20 protein-coding genes are annotated in these 19,735 nt (G+C 56.5%); 17 read left to right on the forward strand and 3 right to left on the reverse strand.

Translation table 11 applies throughout. The features are described from left to right. The 4 genes from IEN85_RS22315 to IEN85_RS22330 all read left to right on the forward strand — a co-directional run. On the forward strand, positions 1-754 hold a 754-nt coding region (locus tag IEN85_RS22315), incomplete at its 5' end, for a hypothetical protein (RefSeq protein ID WP_224772856.1). Positions 755-927: 173 nt separating this feature from the next. Then, the gene (locus IEN85_RS22320) at positions 928-1,122 is read left to right on the forward strand and encodes a hypothetical protein (RefSeq protein WP_191619332.1); all 195 of its coding nucleotides are present in this window, start codon (positions 928-930) and stop codon (positions 1,120-1,122) included. 231 nt (positions 1,123-1,353) lie between these two features. Continuing rightward, a complete protein-coding gene (locus tag IEN85_RS22325; protein ID WP_191619333.1) occupies positions 1,354-1,611 on the forward strand; it encodes a type II toxin-antitoxin system Phd/YefM family antitoxin in 258 nt (85 codons plus the stop codon). Next, a complete protein-coding gene (locus IEN85_RS22330) occupies positions 1,608-1,862 on the forward strand; it encodes a Txe/YoeB family addiction module toxin (protein ID WP_191619334.1) in 255 nt (84 codons plus the stop codon). Before IEN85_RS22325 ends, IEN85_RS22330 begins: the two co-directional genes overlap by 4 nt. Positions 1,863-2,049: 187 nt before the next feature. Here the strand turns inward: IEN85_RS22330 and IEN85_RS22335 are convergent, their stop codons facing one another. Then, positions 2,050-3,627: a bifunctional GNAT family N-acetyltransferase/carbon-nitrogen hydrolase family protein gene (locus IEN85_RS22335; protein ID WP_191619335.1), complete on the reverse strand. Its 1,578-nt coding sequence runs from the start codon at positions 3,625-3,627 to the stop codon at positions 2,050-2,052. A 145-nt stretch (positions 3,628-3,772) separates the two neighbouring features. On the opposite strand from IEN85_RS22335, the gene IEN85_RS22340 reads away from it, so the two are divergent. From IEN85_RS22340 to IEN85_RS22400, 13 genes are all read left to right on the forward strand, one after another. Then, positions 3,773-4,186, forward strand: a complete 414-nt coding sequence (locus tag IEN85_RS22340; RefSeq protein ID WP_191619336.1) for a hypothetical protein — start codon at positions 3,773-3,775, stop codon at positions 4,184-4,186. Positions 4,187-4,357: 171 nt separating this feature from the next. Then, positions 4,358-5,230: a mechanosensitive ion channel family protein gene (locus IEN85_RS22345; protein ID WP_224772858.1), complete on the forward strand. Its 873-nt coding sequence runs from the start codon at positions 4,358-4,360 to the stop codon at positions 5,228-5,230. Beyond that, complete coding sequence (locus IEN85_RS22350) at positions 5,223-6,065, forward strand: magnesium transporter MgtE N-terminal domain-containing protein (RefSeq protein WP_191619338.1); 843 nt, start codon at positions 5,223-5,225, stop codon at positions 6,063-6,065. Before IEN85_RS22345 ends, IEN85_RS22350 begins: the two co-directional genes overlap by 8 nt. After that, a complete protein-coding gene (gene mgtE / locus IEN85_RS22355) occupies positions 6,062-7,393 on the forward strand; it encodes a magnesium transporter (RefSeq protein ID WP_191619339.1) in 1,332 nt (443 codons plus the stop codon). Before IEN85_RS22350 ends, mgtE begins: the two co-directional genes overlap by 4 nt. 160 nt (positions 7,394-7,553) lie before the next feature. Further along, positions 7,554-8,279, forward strand: coding sequence for a hypothetical protein (locus IEN85_RS22360; RefSeq protein WP_191619340.1), 726 nt, complete (start codon positions 7,554-7,556; stop codon positions 8,277-8,279). Positions 8,280-8,807: 528 nt separating this feature from the next. Then, positions 8,808-9,260 (forward strand): ATP-dependent zinc protease family protein, encoded by a 453-nt coding sequence (locus IEN85_RS22365; protein WP_191619341.1) that lies wholly within the window; start codon positions 8,808-8,810, stop codon positions 9,258-9,260. A 35-nt stretch (positions 9,261-9,295) separates the two neighbouring features. Further along, positions 9,296-10,513 (forward strand): 30S ribosomal protein S6--L-glutamate ligase, encoded by a 1,218-nt coding sequence (gene rimK / locus IEN85_RS22370; protein WP_191619342.1) that lies wholly within the window; start codon positions 9,296-9,298, stop codon positions 10,511-10,513. Further along, positions 10,514-11,587 (forward strand): succinylglutamate desuccinylase/aspartoacylase family protein, encoded by a 1,074-nt coding sequence (locus IEN85_RS22375; protein WP_191619343.1) that lies wholly within the window; start codon positions 10,514-10,516, stop codon positions 11,585-11,587. 17 nt (positions 11,588-11,604) lie between these two features. Next, a complete protein-coding gene (gene ppk2 / locus IEN85_RS22380) occupies positions 11,605-12,357 on the forward strand; it encodes a polyphosphate kinase 2 (protein ID WP_191619344.1) in 753 nt (250 codons plus the stop codon). A 45-nt stretch (positions 12,358-12,402) separates the two neighbouring features. Then, the gene (locus tag IEN85_RS22385) at positions 12,403-13,110 is read left to right on the forward strand and encodes a cysteine peptidase family C39 domain-containing protein (protein ID WP_191619345.1); all 708 of its coding nucleotides are present in this window, start codon (positions 12,403-12,405) and stop codon (positions 13,108-13,110) included. A 2-nt stretch (positions 13,111-13,112) separates the two neighbouring features. Continuing rightward, the gene (locus IEN85_RS22390; RefSeq protein ID WP_191619346.1) at positions 13,113-14,585 is read left to right on the forward strand and encodes a RimK family protein; all 1,473 of its coding nucleotides are present in this window, start codon (positions 13,113-13,115) and stop codon (positions 14,583-14,585) included. Between the two features lie 33 nt (positions 14,586-14,618). Continuing rightward, a complete protein-coding gene (locus tag IEN85_RS22395) occupies positions 14,619-15,851 on the forward strand; it encodes a carboxylate-amine ligase (RefSeq protein WP_191619347.1) in 1,233 nt (410 codons plus the stop codon). Between the two features lie 9 nt (positions 15,852-15,860). Beyond that, the gene (locus IEN85_RS22400) at positions 15,861-16,559 is read left to right on the forward strand and encodes an N-formylglutamate amidohydrolase (protein ID WP_191619348.1); all 699 of its coding nucleotides are present in this window, start codon (positions 15,861-15,863) and stop codon (positions 16,557-16,559) included. Here IEN85_RS22400 and IEN85_RS22405 read toward each other — a convergent pair. Next, a complete protein-coding gene (locus IEN85_RS22405; RefSeq protein ID WP_191619349.1) occupies positions 16,540-18,939 on the reverse strand; it encodes an alpha-L-rhamnosidase-related protein in 2,400 nt (799 codons plus the stop codon). The two genes, IEN85_RS22400 and IEN85_RS22405, sit on opposite strands and share 20 nt — an antisense overlap. Beyond that, the gene (locus tag IEN85_RS22410) at positions 18,929-19,678 is read right to left on the reverse strand and encodes a TMEM175 family protein (protein WP_191619350.1); all 750 of its coding nucleotides are present in this window, start codon (positions 19,676-19,678) and stop codon (positions 18,929-18,931) included. The genes IEN85_RS22405 and IEN85_RS22410 overlap by 11 nt, the downstream gene beginning before the upstream one ends. Positions 19,679-19,735: the final 57 nt, after the last annotated feature.

The raw sequence follows: 19,735 nt of genomic DNA on the forward strand, positions 1-19,735 counted from the left end.
TCGAAGAATGAATTTAGATTGGGCAGAGCTTTTGTGTAAGATCAACGACATGTTCGTTAATCTCACTCGCGAGAAGATTTTCAAGAAGGAAACGAACGACTTTAAGAAGCACGTAAGATCGTGCCTAAAATTAAACGACGAAAGTGATTGGAACTACATTCTCGCCTCAGAAGACATTCTGGAGGATTCAAACGCTGCCATTCAGAACTTCCTAAAATTTGGCATTAGCGGCCCAACTAAGTATGACGAGTTGGGAGAAAAGTATTTGAGACTTTATGGCCTACTCAACGCGGTATACCTGCAGCAAAATGCCCTGCTTAGCTTGGCGAAGTTCTTTCAGCATCCAAATTATTCCAAAATGAGAGAAGACTTAGAAAGTCTTCAAATCAGGCGTATCAGAAATCAACTGGGGGCTCATAGTGTAGATTTCTTCGAGGAAGAAGGGTTCCCGAATAGAGCCTTTGTTCCAGTTCGGATCTCCTTAGAAGACTTCCATGTCGAGTTCTTTGAGCACACTAAGGATGAGATGCATAAAGCAGACTTAAAAGAATCGATTGAAGAGCATCTAAAACTAGCATCACACGTATATCTGGACGTGATTGAGAAGTCCATTAGGACCATTTACAAAAACAACCCTGAAAAAATTGAATCCCTAATCGAAGCTTTCAGTCCGTTTAGGGAACGATTAAAAGGAAACATAGTTTACGTGAGCCCGAATGGGGACGTACTCGTAATCCGCACAATTCAAACATGAGTACGAATACAATATGTTCGAACCAGGCAGAGCTCACAACTCCGGACGCTGCGTGCCCTACGTCGTGAGTCTTTGGCGATATGCGAAGAATTGAATTCGGTAACCTATTGGTAACATTTACCTGATAGGATCAATGCCTTCACGCATTATAAATCTAAAATAAGTAAGATAAAATGAAATCAGAGAAATCTAAAAAAATTCAAGCAGCCTCATTAGGAGCTTGTTTCGGCGTGGCTTTTGGTGCCGCAGCCAACACTGTCTTCGGAGACAGCATCCTGGGCGTTCCAGCACTTTCGATAGGACTACTAGCTGGTATGTGCTTGGGTTACGTTCTTGGTGATAAACTTACCAAAGGTTTCGATAACTAGCTCTCTGTAACTGCTTTTCGTTTTACACATAAAATGTTGAAAATCCGGGATTACATCCTTCCCAAGAATATGTATAATATAGCAAATAACATCACTCAAAATCTCATAACATGAGGCATATCAAGTCCTCGCTCACAACTCCAGGGGCTCCGCCCCCTTCGCGTGAGGACTCCACGTGGGCGAAGAATCGAAAATTGACTTTCGCGTCATTCTGGACACTTTCCTGTCCATATGAAAGCAATCACCTACACTGCCGCGAGAGAGAATCTCGCATCAACCATCGATCGAGTCTGCAACGATCGAGATCCGGTCATCATCACTCGCAAGAGGAACCAGTCGGTCGTCATGATCTCCCTAGAGGACTACGAAGCCCTTGAGGAAACCGCCTATCTGCTCAGAAGCCCAGCGAACGCAAAAAGACTGATTTCGGCCATAGAAAACCTCGAGAAAGGAAAAGCAGAAGTGAAGGAGATCGATCTCGAGGCATGAATCTGATTTTCACCCCGGAAGCTTGGGAGGACTACGCCTACTGGCAAAAGACCGACAAGCGAATCACGAAAAGAATCCACCAGCTCATCAAGGACATTCAGAGAAGCCCCTTTGAAGGAATCGGCAAACCCGAAGCTCTGAGGCATAACCTGTCAGGATGCTGGTCTCGAAGAATCACAGAAGAGCACAGGATAGTCTATAAGGTCACAGACGAAGGAATCGCGTTCCTGCAAATGCGATACCACTACTGAAGAAAAGAATGCCCATCAATAAAGGGACCTTCGAACCGTAGATTCGCATTGGCCCATGCTTGAACAAGCCGCGGTCCAAGTCTTTATCAGTCGGATACGCTATGTACGTTTGTTGTTCGCTTACTCTTTCGCAGCTCGGTACCGAGACGTAGCGGACCGTAGCTGCGGCCTGTCCACGCCGAGTCCCTCACGAGAAGCGGACTCGCTTGATTCGCTTCTGCGGTCTTAAGCGGTATAGGTCTTCGCGCCGGGCGCCGAGGGGGCGTACCGTACCCACGTCGCGCTGCATGGCCAAGGTATTCAGGTCAAGGTCGCAAATGACCACCGTCTCCGCGTTGGGATCGGCCTCGCCAGCGATGGCGTCCACGGGAAAGGCAAAGTCGCTCGGCGTGAAGACAGCCGCTTGACCGTAGTTGATCAGATAGTTTTCGTAGGTCGGCAAGTTGCCCACGTTCCCTGCCATCACGACGTAAACATAGTTTTCCGTGGCTCGGGCTTGGGCGCAAAAGCGCACTCTATTGTACGCTTTCTTCTCATCCGTGCTGTAGGGCACGAAAATGACTTCGGCGCCTGCTAGAGCCAGCAAGCGCGACGCCTCGGGAAATTCGACGTCGTACGAGAGCTGGATGGCCACGCGAGCCATCGACGTATCGAAAATCTTGAGACAGTCTCCCGGTGTCATCCCCCATTCGTTCGCATCCGTCGGGGTGATGTGAAGCTTCTCCTGGAAATCGACCTGACCATCCGGACCGAAGAGGAAGCCTACGTTTTTGAGGGAAGCATCTTCGTTCACCACGGGAATCGAGCCGCCTACGATGTACAAGCCGTTTTCCTTGGCCAGGCCTTTGAGCAACTCGAGGTAGCGGTCCTTCATCTTGGCGAGCTCGCGAATAGCCACCTTGGGTTCCCAGTCCTGCGGCATCAGGCAAAACAGCTGGGCTGTGAACAGTTCCGGCAAAACGAGAAAGTGGCAGTGGTAACTGCTCGCCGTGGAAACAAAGAACTTGACCGTCGCCTCGAACTCTTCCCAGCGATGGATTCGCCGCATCTCCCACTGCGCCGCGCAAACGCGAATGCTGCGCACGGGGCGTTTGAGCGGGGCGGCCGCGATCATGCGGCGAGCCGGATCGAAGGTCGGATTCGGCATCTCCAAATAGGTCGAGTAATTCATGCTCGACTCGTCCGCCATGAAGTCGAACAGGAGGCGCTTCACTTTGTAGCCCGCCCGCAAATGGGCCAAGAGGGCATAGTCCTTCAGCTCGCCCGCCGTGACCTTCTCCACGAACTCCTCCGGCGTCATGCGCCCCGCGAACTCGCTGTACTGGGGAATTCGGCCGTAGGCGACCATGCGGCGCAGGTTGTAACGGCTGAGCAACTCCTTGCGTTTCTCGTAGAGCAAGCTGGCGATTCGCCTGCCCCGGTAGTCCGGCCGTACCGCGATGTCCGCCCCGTAGAGGGTGTCTCCACTCGGCTCGTGCGTGCTGAAGGTGTAGCCCCCGGTGATTTCAGAGTAGGAGTAGACGTGCTTTTCGCCCAAGTCGTCCAGCTGCACGATGAGAGACGTGGCGTAGCCGACCACCTTGCCGTCCGCTTCGGCGAGGAACTGTCCCTCGGGAAAGGCTGTCATCTGCAGCTCGTGCAGGCGTTCGTCAAAAACCTCTTCGGGAGAGTAGTCCGGGTAAGCTGCCTCGTGGCAGTCCATGATCCCCGGAATGTCCTCCATCGTCCAGTTTCGCACCACGATGGAGCTTTTAGGCGGTTTCATAATTCGTACGTATTGAAAATTTAGCTACAAACTAGTCCTCATTTTTGAAAAATCCAGCGCAATTAGCGATTTGCGCTTCCCGACTTTTTGCATATGGTCCGCCGCTAAGTTTTCCCTTTTTTAAAATCCATCGTAGACCATCTATATGAAGCACTTCAACGCAGCCTTCCTTCGCTCACTTTTCGCCTTCTTCGCCCTCGCCCTCTGCGCCGCAGCGCACGGACAAGACGCCAACAAGACGGAATTCGGCCCCTACGTCGCCCTCACCCGCGACGCCAACATCGTGCAAGACGTCAAGGTCGAGGAAAACGGGCGCATCTACCTGCTGCTCAATCCTGACTTCAAGGAAAAGGAAATCATCCTCAAGAATTCCTCCGCTCTCAAGTCCGGCTACCGCAAGTGGTTCAACGGCGAGTTCGAGCTCGTCTCCCCCGCCAACCAAGGCAAGGCTCCGGGCGAATACACGGACTGGGTCACGACTAGCGGCAACTACGTGGAGTACTACATGGAGGGCAAGCTGATCCTTCACCTCGCCAAGAAGTCGGTAGCGAATCGCTAGCGAGCTTTTGCCCCGCCCGCCCGGCAAGGCAGAGAATCCTACAGCGAAGCTCGCGCCGGCCGGATGGGCATCGGGCAACGCCCCGCACTTCCCGCACCTCCCCTCTACGCTTCCAAGGTCAAGCAAACCGCGCCCCTCGCCTCTCGCCCCAGAAACCTTCCCGCCCCTGCCATGCCGGACTCCACCAAACAAGCCTTCGACTGGCGAAACGCTGTCGACCAAACCTACGACGAAGTTTCCCAACAACTTCTCGACTACCTTCCCCAGCTGCTCGGCGCCCTCGCCCTCTTCCTCTGCGGATGGGCGATTGCCTACGTCCTGCGGCTGCTTACTCGCAAGCTCGTGCAGGGACTCAATTCCGTCTTCCGCAAAGTAGCGAAGGGCGACGGCGAAGAACGCAAACGGATCAAGGAGTCCTACTCCCTCATCATCAGTGGCCTCGTCTTTTGGTCCGTGCTCATCTTCTTCGTCGCGGCCAGCGCCAACCTGCTGGGCTGGAGCATGTTTTCCATTTGGCTGGATAGCATCGTCGGATTTCTCCCCAGTCTCGTCACGGGACTGCTCATCATCCTCGCTGGATACCTCATCAGCAATGCAGCCCGCTCCGCGATTTCCGGAGCCGCCGCCCGCTCCTCCATCCCTCGCGCCGCCGCCCTTCCGCGCCTCGTACAGACCGTCATCATTTTCGCCACCGTCATCATCGGAGCCGAGCAGATGGGCCTCAACGTACACTTCCTCACCAACATCGTAGTCGTCACCAGCGGCATCCTGCTCGCCGGCGCCGCCCTCGCCTTCGCCCTGGGCGGACAAACCCTTGTCGCCAACACCCTCGGCGCCCGGCACCTCAACCAACATTGCCAAATCGGAGACCAAGTCGTCATCGGCGAACGGAAAGGCGAAATCGTGGAGGTGACCCGCACCGCCATCATCCTCGACACTGCGGAGGGCAAGCTGGTAGTGCCCGCAAAATTCTTCGACGAACAGGCGACCCTCGTAACCTCGGAAGGCTTCCAGGCCAAATCCGCAGCCAGCCAAGATGAGTAAACGGAAAGCGACCCTCGCCCTTGCCTACCTCAAGGACCATCCCAAGTCGGCGGCCCGCACCCTCGAGCTCGCCCCACCGTCCGAAATCGCCAGCTTCCTGGCCGAAACCCCGGCCCCCTTCGCGGTCCTCGTCGTCGCCCACATGCTTCCCCACGTCGCCGCACGCGCCTGCCGGCTCATGCCCGTGGACGCGGCGGTAAGCCTGCTCTCGCTGCTCGAGCCCGTGACCATCGCAGCCATCTTTCGCTACCTCCCTCCCGAACTTCGACAGAAACTCCAGACGGAACTCCCCAGCCGCAAGCGCCGCGCCTCCGGAGCCCTGCTCGGCTACAGCCAAAACGCGGTCGGAAGCTGGATGATCCCCGACGCCCCGGTACTGCCAAGCGACGGAAAAGGAGCCCAAGCCCAGTCCATCATCGAAACGATGGAGGGCAGCCAAAAGGCGGACCACCTCTTCGCCATCGACAGGGACCGCCACCTTGTCGGGCGTATCCACATTTCCGATGCGCTCGCCCTAAAGCCGGAACAAGACATCCTTCCAGCCCTCAAGCTGGACTGCCGCGCCCTCAATGGCAGGACCCGGCTCGAGCAAGCTGCCGAACATCCCGATTGGGACAGCTACGATGTCATGCCCATCGTGGGACCCAACAACCGATACAACGGATCGCTACGGCACGTCGACTTGCGACGCGGCCTGCGGCATCTCGCCAAGATGGCCCGTTCGCGAGACCTGGAGTCGGGCATCGGCAACAACCTTTCCGACTACCTACACAGCCTCCTGTCCACGCTTTCCGGAATGGCTCACATGATCGACTCAGACACCCGCAGCCCATGAACACTGCCCCAGCCACCGAGATCAAAGAGGACCCCATCTACAAGCTCAACCGGGACTACCTCCTCAACTTCACCACCGACGCCGCACGCCGCATCGAAGCCATGCGGTCCAGCGAAGCGCTCGACGTCCTCGAGGAACAGCCGGCGCACGTGCTCGCCCGCGTCTTCGAACGCCTCAACCCCGGAGCCGCGGACAACCTGCTGAAGCAGCTTCCCGAAGCGGTCGCCACCGAACTGCTCAAGACGATCGACATCCGCAGCGGCTCCGCTCTGCTCAGCCGTTGCCCCCAAGAAAGGCGCGAAGCGCTGCTCGCCCGCATGGACAAAGGGATAGCCAAGGAGTACGCCTCGCTGCTGGAGTACCCGGAGGATTCCGCGGGCCGCATCATGCAACCGCATGTCGTCGCTTTCAATCAGAGCGTCACCGTCGACGCCGCCATCAGCCAGATCAAGCGTCGCAAGGTGTCCAGCCTCCACCACTTGCTCTTGCTCGACGACAACTTGCGCCTGGTCGGCTCCGTCGATATCCAACGCATCGCCTTGGCCGACGGTCACGAAACGCTTGCATCCCTGTCCAGCCCAGTAAAGGCCGTCGTGCAAAGCCTCGATCCCCGCGAAGACGTAGTCGCGAAAATGGAGAAGCACCGAGTCGACGCCATCCCGGTCGTCGATATGGATAACCGCATCCTCGGCGTGATCGAAGGCCAAAACCTCATTGACGCCCTGCGCGAAAACCTCGCCTCGGACATGCAGACCATGGTGGGCGCCAGCAAGGACGAACGAGCCCTCTCCAGCTCCGTCTTCGCCGTCAAGCGCCGCCACCCGTGGCTGCAGATCAACCTCCTTACCGCCTTCCTCGCCGCCGCAGTCGTGGGAGCCTTCGAAGGCATCATTACCAAGTACACGGCCCTCGCCATCCTCCTTCCTATCGCCGCCGGCCAATCGGGCAACGCCGGCGCCCAGGCCCTCGCCGTCACCATGCGCGGCCTCACCTTGCGCGAGATTTCCATGCGACACTGGCTGCGGGTCATGCTCAAAGAATGCGGAGCCGGCCTGCTCAACGGCTTGGGAATCGCCATCACCTGCTCCGCCGGGATCTACCTCTGGAGCCGCAGCTTCGGGCTCGCGCTCGTGATGGCCCTCGCGATGATCGTGTCCATGACCATCGCCGGAGTCTCCGGAGCCGTAGTGCCGATCCTGCTCAAACGCTTCGGAATGGATCCCGCCCAATCCTCCTCCATTGTCCTCACGACCGTGACCGACATCGCCGGCTTCATGTCCTTTCTCGGTATCGCCACCCTCCTTTCCCCCTTGCTGGAAGCGGGCTGAACTTTTGACAGTTCACGCCATTGAGCATATCCTGCTTTATCGAGGACGTGCCTTACCAGTCCGGCCCAGCCCCAGCGCCCCGTCCCCGTCTCAGCACAGTGGATACAGAACCCAGCTTTTAATTGAGAATAATACTGACCCAGTTTGTCCCAATCTTTCAATGACACACAAATTTCTACTCAAAGTCGTAAGCTTCGAAACCGTGGATGAAATCCCGAGCACCTGGCCCGAAACGGAGTGCCGCGCCCTGCTCCGGCACTTGGAGTTCTCCGACGCCGAAAGCGTCGACTCCGAGCAACTCCGGGACTATGCGGTCATGGCCCTGCAAGACCTGGAAATCGACGAAGCCGCCCGGGCCCTGCTCGAATTCGTTTTCGCAGACAAGCTCGCCAAGGGCAAAAAGCAAAACATCGCCGAGGACATCCAGAAGGAACCGCTCTGGGAGGAATACCCGGATCTCGCCCTGCACGAGCCCATCTTCAATATCCAGCGACTCTTCAACCTCGCCTTCGACAGCGCCCCTAAACCCCAAGTCAACCGTATCCAGATCTCTCTACACCCCACGGACGCCCCCTCCCAAGCGTACCTTTCGCAAATCTTGGCCTCAGCTAAGCCCGAAGCCTTTCTCGTCCGCTGCATGGCCGCCGCCCTGCCAGACGACGCCATCCTTAACCGCCTCTTCGAGGACCCGATCGCAAAGGCCGCCTTTCCCGAAGCAGAGCATATCGTTTGGCACGTCCAGAGCGAACCGAGCCCCCAACAAGTCGGAGGCCGCCCGGGCCACCTCCTCACTCTGTACAGTCCCCAACGCTGGTCGAACGAACTCGAGGACGCCGACGAGACGCTTTGCCAGCCTTACCTCGACGAACCAAGCAATGTAAACTAATGACGTGTGATGCACCAAAGGCAGCGCCGCGCTTTAGCCGAGATCCACGCCGCAGGATCCGATATATAACTGTAGGTCTGTCGCTCGCGACACGCCGCGGCGGCATGATCCTGCAGCGTGGTGCGGCGCAAGCGCCTCTCCTAAGGGACGATCCTCTGCGGCCGCTCGCTTTCGCCTTCGCTAAAGCTGCGGACAGGACTTCGAAAGCGAGGGTTTTCGCCTCCTGGCCACAGCGCTACGTCGCATACGCCATTCAACCCGTAACAGGACACTGGCCCAACGCAGACGATGCGAAACGCGACTGTCAAAACGCGTCCACGCCCGTATTCCTGATCAGCGAACTGCGTACGGATCCAACCCACTCCGCCGCATAGAAAACCCAGCCACCGAATTCTTCCGAAAACCCAACTTTAGCGCTTGCACTTTGCGAAAAAGAGTCGATGTCTCAGCCCGTAAATCGCGGCGTTGCCACCTACGAGCAAGAGAACGCCCTGCGAGTGCTTATCCTACTTCCGTCGCACATCGAAAATGTCACATAGCCACCCAACCCTCATCGGTTGGAAAGAGTCTATCGACCTCCCAGATTGGGGGATTTCAGACATCACTGCCAAAACAGATACCGGCGCCCGCCGCTCCGCCATCGACGTTGAGAACATCGTCGAACTCCCGGGAAACCGCGTCCAATTCGAGGTCGCCGCGGATCGACGCACCGGACAACTGAAAAAAACCGTCATCGCCGACATCGAGCATCAAACGCACGTGCGCTCCAGCAATGGACAGCAACATGAGCGCTACTTCGTTGCCACGCGGGTACGGGTCGGCGAAACTGAAAAAAAGATCGAGCTCAGCCTCAGCAACCGCAAGCACATGCAGTGTCGCATGCTGCTCGGGCGACTCGCCTTGAGCGGCGACTTCCTGGTCGATTGCTCCAAGTCGTTCGTGACCCGACCCAATCGAAAGCCAAAAGTCCGCAAACGCTAGAGCTAACTTAGAAACACGCTCCAACCCACCTCACCATGGACCCATTAAAGATCGCCATCCTTTCCCGAGGCCCTCGCCTCTACAGCACTCGCAGGCTACGCGAGGCCGCCGAAAAACGCGGCCATAAAGTCAAGGTGCTCGATACCATGAAGTTCGCCCTCTACATCGAGGCCGGACAACCCGACCTCACCTTCGGCGGCAAACCGTTGAGCAGCTACGACGCCATCATTCCGCGTATCGGAACTTCCCTTACCTTCTTCGGCTCATCCGTCGTGCGGCAGTTCGAGCAGATGGGTACCTACTGTTTGAATACAGCCGACGCCATTCTCGCATCCCGCGACAAGCTCGCCTCCATGCAGGAGCTCTCCAGCCATAACGTCGGCATCGCCGAAACCGCCTTCGTGCGCAATCCCACCGACGTGCTCAAGGCCATCCAAGCCATGGGCGGGGCTCCTGTCGTCATCAAGCTCCTACAAGGCACCCAAGGCATCGGCGTCATCCTCGCCGAGACCAACAAGGTCGCCGAAGCGATCATCGAAACCCTCAGCGCGGTTAAGCAGAACGTGCTCGTGCAAAAATTCGTGGCCGAGTCGAAAGGCCGCGACATTCGCGCCTTCGTCGTGGGCGACCGCGTGGTCGCCGCCATGCGTCGTACCGCAGCCGGACAAGAGTTTCGCTCCAACGTCCACCGCGGAGGAAATACCCAGTCCGTCACCCTCGATCCCGAATACGAACGCACTGCCGTCAAGGCCGCCCAGATTCTCAACCTAAGCGTCGCCGGCGTCGACATGCTCGAAGGCGCCGACGGCCCCGTCATCATGGAAGTCAATTCCTCGCCCGGACTCGAAGGCATCGAAGGCGCCACCGGCGTCGACATCGCCGGGGAGATCATCCAGTTCATGGAGGAACAGATTCGCTTCGGAAACATCGACGTGCGTGAGCGCCTGGCCTTGACCCGCGGCTACTCCGTCACCGAGTTCGCGGTCGAGCCCAACTCCGAGTTCGTGGGCAAGACCATCCGGGAATCGGGGCTGCGCGAGCGCGACATCGTGGTGATGCGTCTCGTCCGCGGACAAGACCACATCGCCAACCCCAAGGGAACCCGCATCATCGAGGCGGGCGACCATCTCCTTTGCTACGGCTTCCGCGCCGCGTTGCAAGGGCTCTTGCCCGCCTTCGCCAAGAGCAAGCGGCGCAAGAAAAAGAGCTCCCTCACCAAGAAGGCCACCAAGCCGGCAGACCCGAATTCCTAAATGCCAAAAGCCAGAAACAGCGCACTGAAAATCGGCGGCGTCACCATCCGAGCCGGCGAGACTAAAGACATCGGGCTCAATCTGTCCGAAACCTATACCGGCGACACCATTCGCATGCCAGTGCGGGTTATCCGCTCGAAAAAGGCGGGACCTCGCGTCTTCGTCACGGCCGCCATCCATGGCGACGAAATCAACGGCACCGGCATTATTCACGACTTCCTCTTCGGCCAGTCCTGCGAACTGAAGTGCGGCACCTTGATTCTCGTCCCGGTGGTGAACGTGCTCGGCTTCGAGAACAACCAGCGCTACCTTCCCGACCGGCGCGACCTAAACCGCTCCTTCCCCGGCTCGCAAAACGGCAGCATGGCGGGCCGCATCGCCTACAAGCTGATGAACGAAATCGCTAAGAAGTGCGACTACGGGATAGACCTGCACTCCGCCGCCTTCCAACGTACCAACTACCCGAACGTGCGGGCCGACTTAAGCAGCCCAAACATTCGCAAGCTGGCTTCCGCTTTCGGCTGCGCCCTCGTCATCGACGGAAAAGGTCCGCTCGGCTCTTTTCGTCGCGAAAGCGCCCGCGCCGGCACGCCCACCATCATCCTGGAAGCGGGCGAACCGTGGAAGATCGAGCCCAGCGTATTGCAAATCGGGGTACAAGGAATTCGCAACGTGCTCGTCCACCTGGGCATGCAGGACGGCCAGCCCTCGCCTCCCCCCTTCCAAGCCACCATCCGCAAAACCCTGTGGCTGCGGGCCACCGTGGGCGGAATCCTAAAGTTCCACATCAGCCCGGGCGCCTTCGTACGCGAGGGCGAGGCGATCGCCACGAACTACAGCATTCTCGGCGAGGAGCAAAATATCATTACCAGCCCGACCCACGGCATCGCGATCGGCATGGCCACCATGCCAGCAGTCAAGCCGGGCGAGCCCGTCTGCCACATCGCCAAACTCTCGGAAAGCCAAATCAAGCGCTACGAGAGAAGCCTCAACAAAGACAAGTCCGATCCCTACAAGCAGGCCCAGTCCGATCTCGCCACCAACCTCGACGTGGTCGAAGTGAACGAGTCGTGAGCCTTCCCGATCGTGCCATGAGCACCGAAACGAACGAAGCTTACCTCCTGGAGTTAAGAAACCTCCAACGGGAACTCGTGCTCCTGCAGCAGTCGGTCCAAAGCGAAGGCCGTCGTTTGCTCGTCATCTTCGAAGGCCGCGACACCGCTGGGAAAGGCGGCGCTATTCGTCGTTTTTCCGAACACCTCAACCCACGTTTCCTGAAAATCATCGCCCTCGCAAAACCGAGCGAGATCGAAACGAAGCAGTGGTTCTTCCAGCGCTACCTGAGGCACCTTCCCAACGCAGGAGAGATCGTATTTTTCGACCGCAGCTGGTACAACCGCGCCGTGGTGGAACCCGTCATGAACTTCTGCACTGCCCAGCAGTACGAACGTTTCAAAAGCCAGGTGCTCACCGTCGAGAACATGCTGATCGACGACGGCATCCAATTGATAAAGCTCTGGTTCTCCATCAACCGCGAGGCCCAATCCCAACGCATCGAACGCCGCAGCTCCGACATACTCTACCAATGGAAACTCAGCACCATCGACGCCCTCGCCCAGGAAAAGTGGAACGACTTCACCCACTACAAGGAAAAGATGTTTGAGAGCACCCATAGCGAAAAGTCGCCTTGGATCATCATCGACGGAAACGACAAGGCGACCGCCCGCATGGAAGCCATCCGCTACGTCCTCTCCCAATGCGACTACCACCGCAAAGGCGAACTCAAGGTGTCGCTCACTCCCGACTCTAAAATTGTGACTCGCTACCAGAGTCGCGAGAAGTAAAACTAAACCGCAAATCAAGGCATCCCCTTCGAGGAGGCCTAAGCAATGAAACCGAATCCCATGCGCCGAGAACTTAAAATGCAGGCGCAACCTACCGAAACCAGCTGCGGCCCGACTTGCCTGCAAGCCGTGTATCAACATTTCGAGGACGTGTATCCCCTCGAGAGCATCATCTCCGACATTCCGGAAAACCCAGATGGCGGCACCTACTCCGTCATGCTCGCCAACCACGCCCTCAAACGCGGGTACCAAGCCACCATCTACAGCTACAACCTACGCGTGTTCGACCCGACTTGGGCGGAGCTGGAAGCCGAAGAAATTGCCCCGAAGCTGGCTAAGCGCCGCGAACACAGCAGCAGCAAACGAGCCCGGACCAATCTCTCCGCCTATATCGAATTCTTGGAGCAAGGAGGCGAAATTCGCTTCGACGAGCTCGACTCCGCCTTGCTTGCCATGCTGCTGGCCAAAGGCAACCCCGTCATCGCTGGACTCAACTCGACGCACCTCTACCGCAGTTCTCGCCTTAAGAAGAACGGGAAAGAAGACGACGTTAACGGTGACGTCGAAGGACACTTCGTTACGCTTTTCGAATACGACCACGCCAACAAACAAATCTTGGTTGCCGACCCATACCAAAAAAACCCACTCTCAGAGTCGCTGATCTACGCGATCGATCCTCAGCGACTCATCAACTCCGTCATGCTCGGCATCGTCACCTACGACGCAAACCTCCTTCTCATCGACAAAAAGTGAAAATGAACTCCCAAGACTCTAGCTTTCGCATCGTCGTCGACTCGCTCTCAAAAATCCCCAAGCGATTTGAAGAGCTGCCACTCATAACCTCCAGCGAGTACTTGTCCTCCGAATACGCGGATAAGAAGCGTATCAAGGTCATTAACCTGTGCTCCCACAAGAAGTCGCTTTCCACCAGCTACTACGTTTCCCTGCTTGCCGACGCCCGCAGCCACCGCTGCCTTCCTGAAGCGAAAACGCTCCACCAAATCGAAAGCAAGGTCCTCATCCGAGACGCCATACGCGAACACGACGAGCTGATCCAAAGCTCATTCAAACGCCTCGCCACCCACGAATTCACTCTCAGCGTCTATTTCGGCAAGAACCTGGCGAAGAGCTACGACAAGCTCGCCAAGCGCCTCTACTCGATCTTTCCCTGCCCGCTGGCCCGCTACGAGTTCCACAAGCGCGAAGGGAAATGGAAGCTGCACGAGATTACGCAACTAGGCCTGCACCAAGTTCCCGACGAACACCACGAATTCATCGAGACAGAACTCAACAACCTGTTCCACAAGCGATGGAGACGCGACCAATCCAACAAGACCTACCGCTACGAGATTGCGATCCTCGCCAACGAACAAGAAGCCAACGCCCCTTCCGACAAAGGGGCCCTCGAGGCGTTTTGCAAGGCGGCAAACCAACTGGACATGCGCGCGGAAATCATCACCCCCCGCGACCTGCCGCGGCTCATGGAGTTCGACGCGCTCTTCATCCGCGAGACCACTCGGCTAGACAACCATACCATGCGCTTCGCCCTCAAGGCGGACCGCTCCGGCATGGTAGTCATCGACGATCCCGAATCCATTCGCCGCTGCTGCAACAAGGTATTTCTGGCGGAACTCCTTCGTACCCACAATATACCTACACCTAACTCGACGCTTGTCACCCGGCGTAACGTGGGCGAACTTGCCGAGCAGTTCCACTACCCCATCGTGGTAAAGATTCCCGACGGATCCTTTTCCATCGGCGTACACAAGGTGCGATCCGATGTGGAATTCCACACCCTCTGCAAAAAGCTGCTGCAAACTTCCAGCATTCTCATCGCCCAAGAGTTCGTGCCCACCGAATTCGACTGGCGCATCGGCATCATCGACGGCACTCCGCTTTACGCCTGCCGCTACTACATGAGCAAAGGACACTGGCAAATCTACAACCACGCCGTCAAAGGCGACGACTGGTGCGGCGACAGCAATGGCGTTCCCATCGCCAACGTTCCTGCCTGCGTACTCGACACTGCCCTCAAGGCCGCCGCTCTCATCGGCAACGGCTTCTACGGAGTCGATCTCAAGCAGCACGGAGACACCGCTCTGGTAATCGAAGTGAACGACAACCCGAGTATCGACGCCGGCGTGGAAGACGAACTTATAGGCGAGGAACTGTATCTCGCGGTCATGAACACTTTCCTTAAACGCCTCGAATCCAAACACGCCCGCTAAGGCCCGAAGCAAACCCATCCCAAAACAACATCAATGAAAACGCTCTCACTCTTTGAGGCCTTCGGCATCGAGCTGGAATACATGATCGTCGATTGCGACACGCTACGACCTCGCCCCATCGCGGAGTCGATACTTCTGGACGAAGACGGCAATACCACTCAGGAGATTTCGCTGGGAACCATCGACGTATCCAACGAACTCGCCACCCATGTGCTGGAGTTCAAGACTGCCGTTCCCACTTCAGACTTGGAAAAGCTGGAAAGGGACTTCCATGACGCCATCACGGAAATGAACGAGCGACTCGCTCCGTTCAACGCGAAGCTGGCGCCGGGAGGCATCCACCCGTTTATGGACCCAAGCGTCGAAGGAAAGACCTGGAGCGAAGGTGACCGCACGATCTACGATGCCTACGACCGCATCTTCGGCTGCAGCAGCCACGGGTGGTTCAACCTGCAGAGCTGCCACATCAACTTGCCTTTCGCAAACGAAGAGGAATTCGCGCGCCTTCACGCAGCTATCATTCTCATTCTCCCTTACTTGCCAGCGCTCTCTGCGAGCAGCCCCATCATCGAGGGCGAATATCGTGGTTTCTTGGATACACGCATCGACGTCTACAAAAACAATCAAATCAAGGTTCCAGAAATCGCCGGCAACATCATCCCCGAGCCCATTTTCAGCTTCAAGGACTACCAGACCGAAATCTTGCAGAAAACCTACAAAGCTATCGCCCCTTACGATCCGGATGGAATTCTGCAGCACGAGTGGCTGAATTCCCGCGGAGCGATCGCTCGCTTCGACCGTAACGCGATAGAAATCCGACTTTTGGATACGCAAGAAAACCCGACCCAAGACATCGGGATTTGCAGTTTGATAATCGCACTCCTCGAAAGCCTTTGCGCCCTCGATATCGAGACGCTGAAAGATTTTGCCACTCGCTACACGCCCAAAGAGCGGAAGGAACAGCTCATGGCTATCGCCCGAGACGGCTATGAAGCGGACTTGCTCCTGAGGGACCTCGCGGAACTCTTCGGCCTCAAATCCAATGAAACCTCCGTAGGAGAGCTTTGGGCAAAAATCGTGGACGCGCTCAAGAACCATCCACGAGTCGCAAAGCGTACCGAAGCGCTCGGCTACATTTTGCAAGAAGGCAGCCTTGCGGAACGAATCCTAGCCCGCGTGGGCAAGACCCCGACGCAAGAACAGCTAAAAGATACGGTCGAACATCTGAGCAATTGTCTCGCTAACACCGAAGCATTTACAAACTAAGGCAAATGGATGAGCGCATCCTACCGTTTCATCGTCACTGCGGAACACGCTTCCCCAGAAATTCCCGCTAAGCACCAAAGCGTTCTCCAAGAATACGCGTCCGCATGCGAGCTGCACCAGGTCTACGATCCCGGTACTAAAGCGATCGCCGAAGAACTTGCTCGCAGACTCGACTGCCCGCTCCAGCTCGGAAACTACACGCGACTCCTCATCGACCTCAACCGATCCATCGGAAACTCCAGCCAGTTCTCACCACCCGTTTTCGGGCTTTGCGAAACAGAAAAAGCGAAACTCATTGCCGAGATCTTTGAGCCCTTCCGAGCCGCTGCGCTTCAGAGCATCGAATCAGCTCACCACGATGGCTACACAGTGGTTCACCTCTCCATTCACTCCTTTACCAAGACCTTTAAAGGCCAGAGACGTGAGGTCGACCTGGGAATCCTCTACGATGACGATCGCCCCGCTGAGAAGGCCTTCGGCAAGAAACTGGCGACCTTCCTCAGAATGGTCCTGCCAGAACTGAACATTCGATCCAACGAACCTTATTTGGGCAAGGACGACGGACATACAACCGCTCTCCGCAGGCGTTATCCAAATAATAACTACATCGGAATCGAATTCGAATTTAGCCAAGACTTGGACCTCGACCTCGACGCCGAGTCCTACGCAACCATCCTCGCCAAAGCGCTTAAAGCCGCAATTCGTTAACGCCAGCTGCCAAGGGATAGGCCGCTCCCTCCCAGACGAATTCTCCTGTCACGCCCGAAGGCAAATCGATCTCCACATCCAAAGCGCCTTCCTCGAGCCGGTAGCTCACCGAGAGCGTTCCCGCCGGATGAGGAATCGATCCGCTCGCCTCTTGAAGCTCGCCAAGGTGTGGCTCGATGCGCACGCGCTGCCAGCCAGGAGCGGCACTGTCAATTCCTAGAACAATGCGAAAAAACTCGATATTCGGACTGGATCCCCATGCGTGACAGTCCGAGCGACTGCTCTCTACCTCCGATTTCTCCGCCCAAGTCGTGAGCCCAAGTTCCATATTTTCCCGCCACTTGTCCAACCAAGTGAGGTAATCGTTTCCGAAACCTGCCTTCGCCAAAGCCAAGTGAAGGTAGTATTTAAAGTAGATAGTCGCATGAGCCATCCCCTCGCCTTTCTGCAAGACCGGAGCCAGAGCCCGTGACTCTTGGCCGTCAAGCACCTCCGTGAGAATCGCAAGGGCATTGGCATGCTGAGAAAGCTGCGAATGATCAGCTGTATCGAAAACGATGTTACGCTCGGGGTCGTAGTAGTGACGGCGTATCGAATCCTGCAGTAGCTTCGCAGCGTCATCGTAGCGCTGAGCGAAGACCGGCAATCCCAAGGTTTCCTCCAATTCAGTAGCTAGTTGCAAGGCCCATAAGAGCGTCAGGTCCAAAATAGCTGACTCTCCATCGCCGCCCAAAGGCGGCTCCCCGGAATCCCAACCGTTGCCGTCATTCACCCAATCCGTAAATTTCCAATACGGAACCTTCGCCAAGCGACCATCCTCGCCTTGAAAGTTCTCGAAGAAAGCCAGAACTGAGCGAACGCCATCAAGTTTTTCGCGCACGAACGGCTCGTCGGCTCCATACATCCAGTAGTCGTGCAACATACCGATATACCACAGCGAAAACGTCGAGATGATTTGCGGAGTGTGACTGGGGTGGCGACTCATGGTTACGCCTTCCGCAATACGCGACTGGTCCATCAAATCGAGGGCGTTCTTCAACAACCGATCGTCGCCGGAATTATAGAGCGACACCAAAGCCTGGATACGCGTATCCCCAATATACTGTAGCTGCTCATAGTAGGGACAATCCATATACGTCTCCACCGCACACAAGCGGGCCGTCCGCCAGCCAATTTCCAGCATCTCGGCGAGCGAAGCATCTTCTGTCACGAAGCTGGACTTTAACTCGAAGGGATAGCCCACAAAAACGCTATGGAAATCATCTATCACCAATGCTTCGGCTCCTGTTTCAACCTCAATGCTGACATAGCGAAACGTGCGCCAGCTCAGGGGCTCGAAGCGTTGCCCCACCTCGCCGCTAGAAAGCAAGCGATCCCTCCGCCCCGCGATCACCTTGTCCTCTACCTCGTTCCGATTCCCTTTCAGCGGTGAATCCCATTGCGGAATCTCCTCAAAAAGCGATTCCGCGTAAACGAGCTCTATCTTGGCATGGGATCCTTTGCTGAATTCAAGAACTGGATACGCATTGGTAAGCGTCGCGTTGTCTACCAGGATAGTGGCTCTGCTATGCGGAGCCACGCTTACGCTTCCTGCTCCCTGGATCCATTCACCCTCTACCGTAGCTCCCTCGGATTTTCGTACCGAATGAAAGCGTTGCGGTCGCAGCTCCAGCTGGGGAATCTGCCTCGGGACCAAATTCCACTCAGAACCGAGACGCACCCCCTTGGGCTTTCCGCCCGTTGGCCAGCCGACTTTCAACTCGACGGCCGAACCCCACTGCGAGTCGTCGAAACTCGGGCTTTTCCAACCGCTAGGGTATAGCCTGAAGTCCAACTCCTCGCCCGGTCCTGCCACATAATACCCGCTGTGCCCAATGCCCCAAACCGGGCGATGCGCCTGCGAGCGTATCGCTTTCCAGCTGCTATTGGTGTTGATGACACTTTCCGCTTCGCCATCCCCTTGCAGGATGAATCCCGTGCGAAACGAAATTTGAAATTCGGGGCGCCTTTCACCCTCGTTCCAAACAAGGGATGCTATCTGGTTCGCGCCCTTTTTCAAATGAGGAGCCAAGTCCACGGTTTCAAAGTTCCAATGAAAAAAGTCTCCTGCAGCCGGCCCTTCAGAAACCAGAGATCCATTCACATACAACTTATAGCGGCAATCCCCTGAGACATGAACGATAAAGCTTTCCGGAACGCTCGAAAGTTCGAACCCTTTCCTGTAGTGATAGACTCCATACTCGTGATTCGAACGATCCTCCGCGCCAATCCATTTCGCATTCCACAAGCCATCGAGAATGCCAGCGCTCAACGACCTCGTTTCACCGCCGCAAATTAGAACGGTTGCTGCCAATAGGACGATAGCTAGCCTATTCCTCATGCGCCTTTTCCAGTTCGTTTTTCAAGTTCCTTAGCCTGCGGCTGAAATACTTGCCGTTCAGGATCATAGCAAAAGGAATTAGAAAGTAGATGAACCCTGCCATTACCCCAAGCTTCGCAGGAAGCAGCAGTGCCCACAGAGCGGATACCAATCCGATCACGCTTTGCGAAAGCCAGGCGCCAATGCCGCTCTTTGTAATGAGCACCTCTTCTTCATCGAGCAACAACTGTTCTGAACACCTCAACGCCCGGTAAAACAGGGACGCCAACACACCCGCCAAAACGAAAAAGCCAATTCCATAGATTCCCAACAGGGCCTGCACCTCCCAGGCGCTTTCGGCTATAAAATCGGTTGGCAGCCAACCTCCGCTCGCCCAGGAGAGAAAGGTAGAGAACATCAGACGAAGCGGAAAAACGTAAACCAGTATGGTAAAAATCATGCCCAAAGTGAGTCCCGTCGTCCACCCATCTTCTAAGCCATAACGTCGACTCCAGCCGCGGTGGGCCAACCAAAACAGGCCTATCTGAGCGAAACTCAAGGCAAAGGCCGGCACTCGCTTCAAGGCTTCTATCAGCTCGGGCAAGTCCCCCGGAATGCTGCCCACCGACACCACAAGTGTCGTCAAGGCGAAAGCGAAAGCGGCGTCGGAAAACACCTCGAGTCGTGTCATCGCTTCGCCACGCATCCGAAATCCGTTTCGACGGGGCAAAGGGGAGAGGGTTTCTGGGGTCCAAGGCATAAGTCAGGAGGAACGCCTTAAGAAGCAAACCATCAAAACAAAAAGGGGCAACGGTTT

It is taken from the genome of Pelagicoccus enzymogenes (assembly GCF_014803405.1).
GTDB classification, from domain to species: Bacteria; Verrucomicrobiota; Verrucomicrobiia; order Opitutales; family Opitutaceae; genus Pelagicoccus; species Pelagicoccus enzymogenes.

What these genes read in the sequence shown, in the direction of transcription:
- IEN85_RS22320 (WP_191619332.1), top strand. Translation starts at nt 928, where the DNA reads ATGAAATCAGAGAAATCTAAAAAAATTCAAGCAGCCTCATTAGGAGCT.
- IEN85_RS22325 (WP_191619333.1), top strand. Translation starts at nt 1,354, where the DNA reads ATGAAAGCAATCACCTACACTGCCGCGAGAGAGAATCTCGCATCAACC.
- IEN85_RS22330 (WP_191619334.1), top strand. Translation starts at nt 1,608, where the DNA reads ATGAATCTGATTTTCACCCCGGAAGCTTGGGAGGACTACGCCTACTGG.
- IEN85_RS22335 (WP_191619335.1), bottom strand. Translation starts at nt 3,627, where the DNA reads ATGAAACCGCCTAAAAGCTCCATCGTGGTGCGAAACTGGACGATGGAG.
- IEN85_RS22340 (WP_191619336.1), top strand. Translation starts at nt 3,773, where the DNA reads ATGAAGCACTTCAACGCAGCCTTCCTTCGCTCACTTTTCGCCTTCTTC.
- IEN85_RS22345 (WP_224772858.1), top strand. Translation starts at nt 4,358, where the DNA reads ATGCCGGACTCCACCAAACAAGCCTTCGACTGGCGAAACGCTGTCGAC.
- IEN85_RS22350 (WP_191619338.1), top strand. Translation starts at nt 5,223, where the DNA reads ATGAGTAAACGGAAAGCGACCCTCGCCCTTGCCTACCTCAAGGACCAT.
- mgtE (WP_191619339.1), top strand. Translation starts at nt 6,062, where the DNA reads ATGAACACTGCCCCAGCCACCGAGATCAAAGAGGACCCCATCTACAAG.
- IEN85_RS22360 (WP_191619340.1), top strand. Translation starts at nt 7,554, where the DNA reads ATGACACACAAATTTCTACTCAAAGTCGTAAGCTTCGAAACCGTGGAT.
- IEN85_RS22365 (WP_191619341.1), top strand. Translation starts at nt 8,808, where the DNA reads ATGTCACATAGCCACCCAACCCTCATCGGTTGGAAAGAGTCTATCGAC.
- rimK (WP_191619342.1), top strand. Translation starts at nt 9,296, where the DNA reads ATGGACCCATTAAAGATCGCCATCCTTTCCCGAGGCCCTCGCCTCTAC.
- IEN85_RS22375 (WP_191619343.1), top strand. Translation starts at nt 10,514, where the DNA reads ATGCCAAAAGCCAGAAACAGCGCACTGAAAATCGGCGGCGTCACCATC.
- ppk2 (WP_191619344.1), top strand. Translation starts at nt 11,605, where the DNA reads ATGAGCACCGAAACGAACGAAGCTTACCTCCTGGAGTTAAGAAACCTC.
- IEN85_RS22385 (WP_191619345.1), top strand. Translation starts at nt 12,403, where the DNA reads ATGAAACCGAATCCCATGCGCCGAGAACTTAAAATGCAGGCGCAACCT.
- IEN85_RS22390 (WP_191619346.1), top strand. Translation starts at nt 13,113, where the DNA reads ATGAACTCCCAAGACTCTAGCTTTCGCATCGTCGTCGACTCGCTCTCA.
- IEN85_RS22395 (WP_191619347.1), top strand. Translation starts at nt 14,619, where the DNA reads ATGAAAACGCTCTCACTCTTTGAGGCCTTCGGCATCGAGCTGGAATAC.
- IEN85_RS22400 (WP_191619348.1), top strand. Translation starts at nt 15,861, where the DNA reads ATGAGCGCATCCTACCGTTTCATCGTCACTGCGGAACACGCTTCCCCA.
- IEN85_RS22405 (WP_191619349.1), bottom strand. Translation starts at nt 18,939, where the DNA reads ATGAGGAATAGGCTAGCTATCGTCCTATTGGCAGCAACCGTTCTAATT.
- IEN85_RS22410 (WP_191619350.1), bottom strand. Translation starts at nt 19,678, where the DNA reads ATGCCTTGGACCCCAGAAACCCTCTCCCCTTTGCCCCGTCGAAACGGA.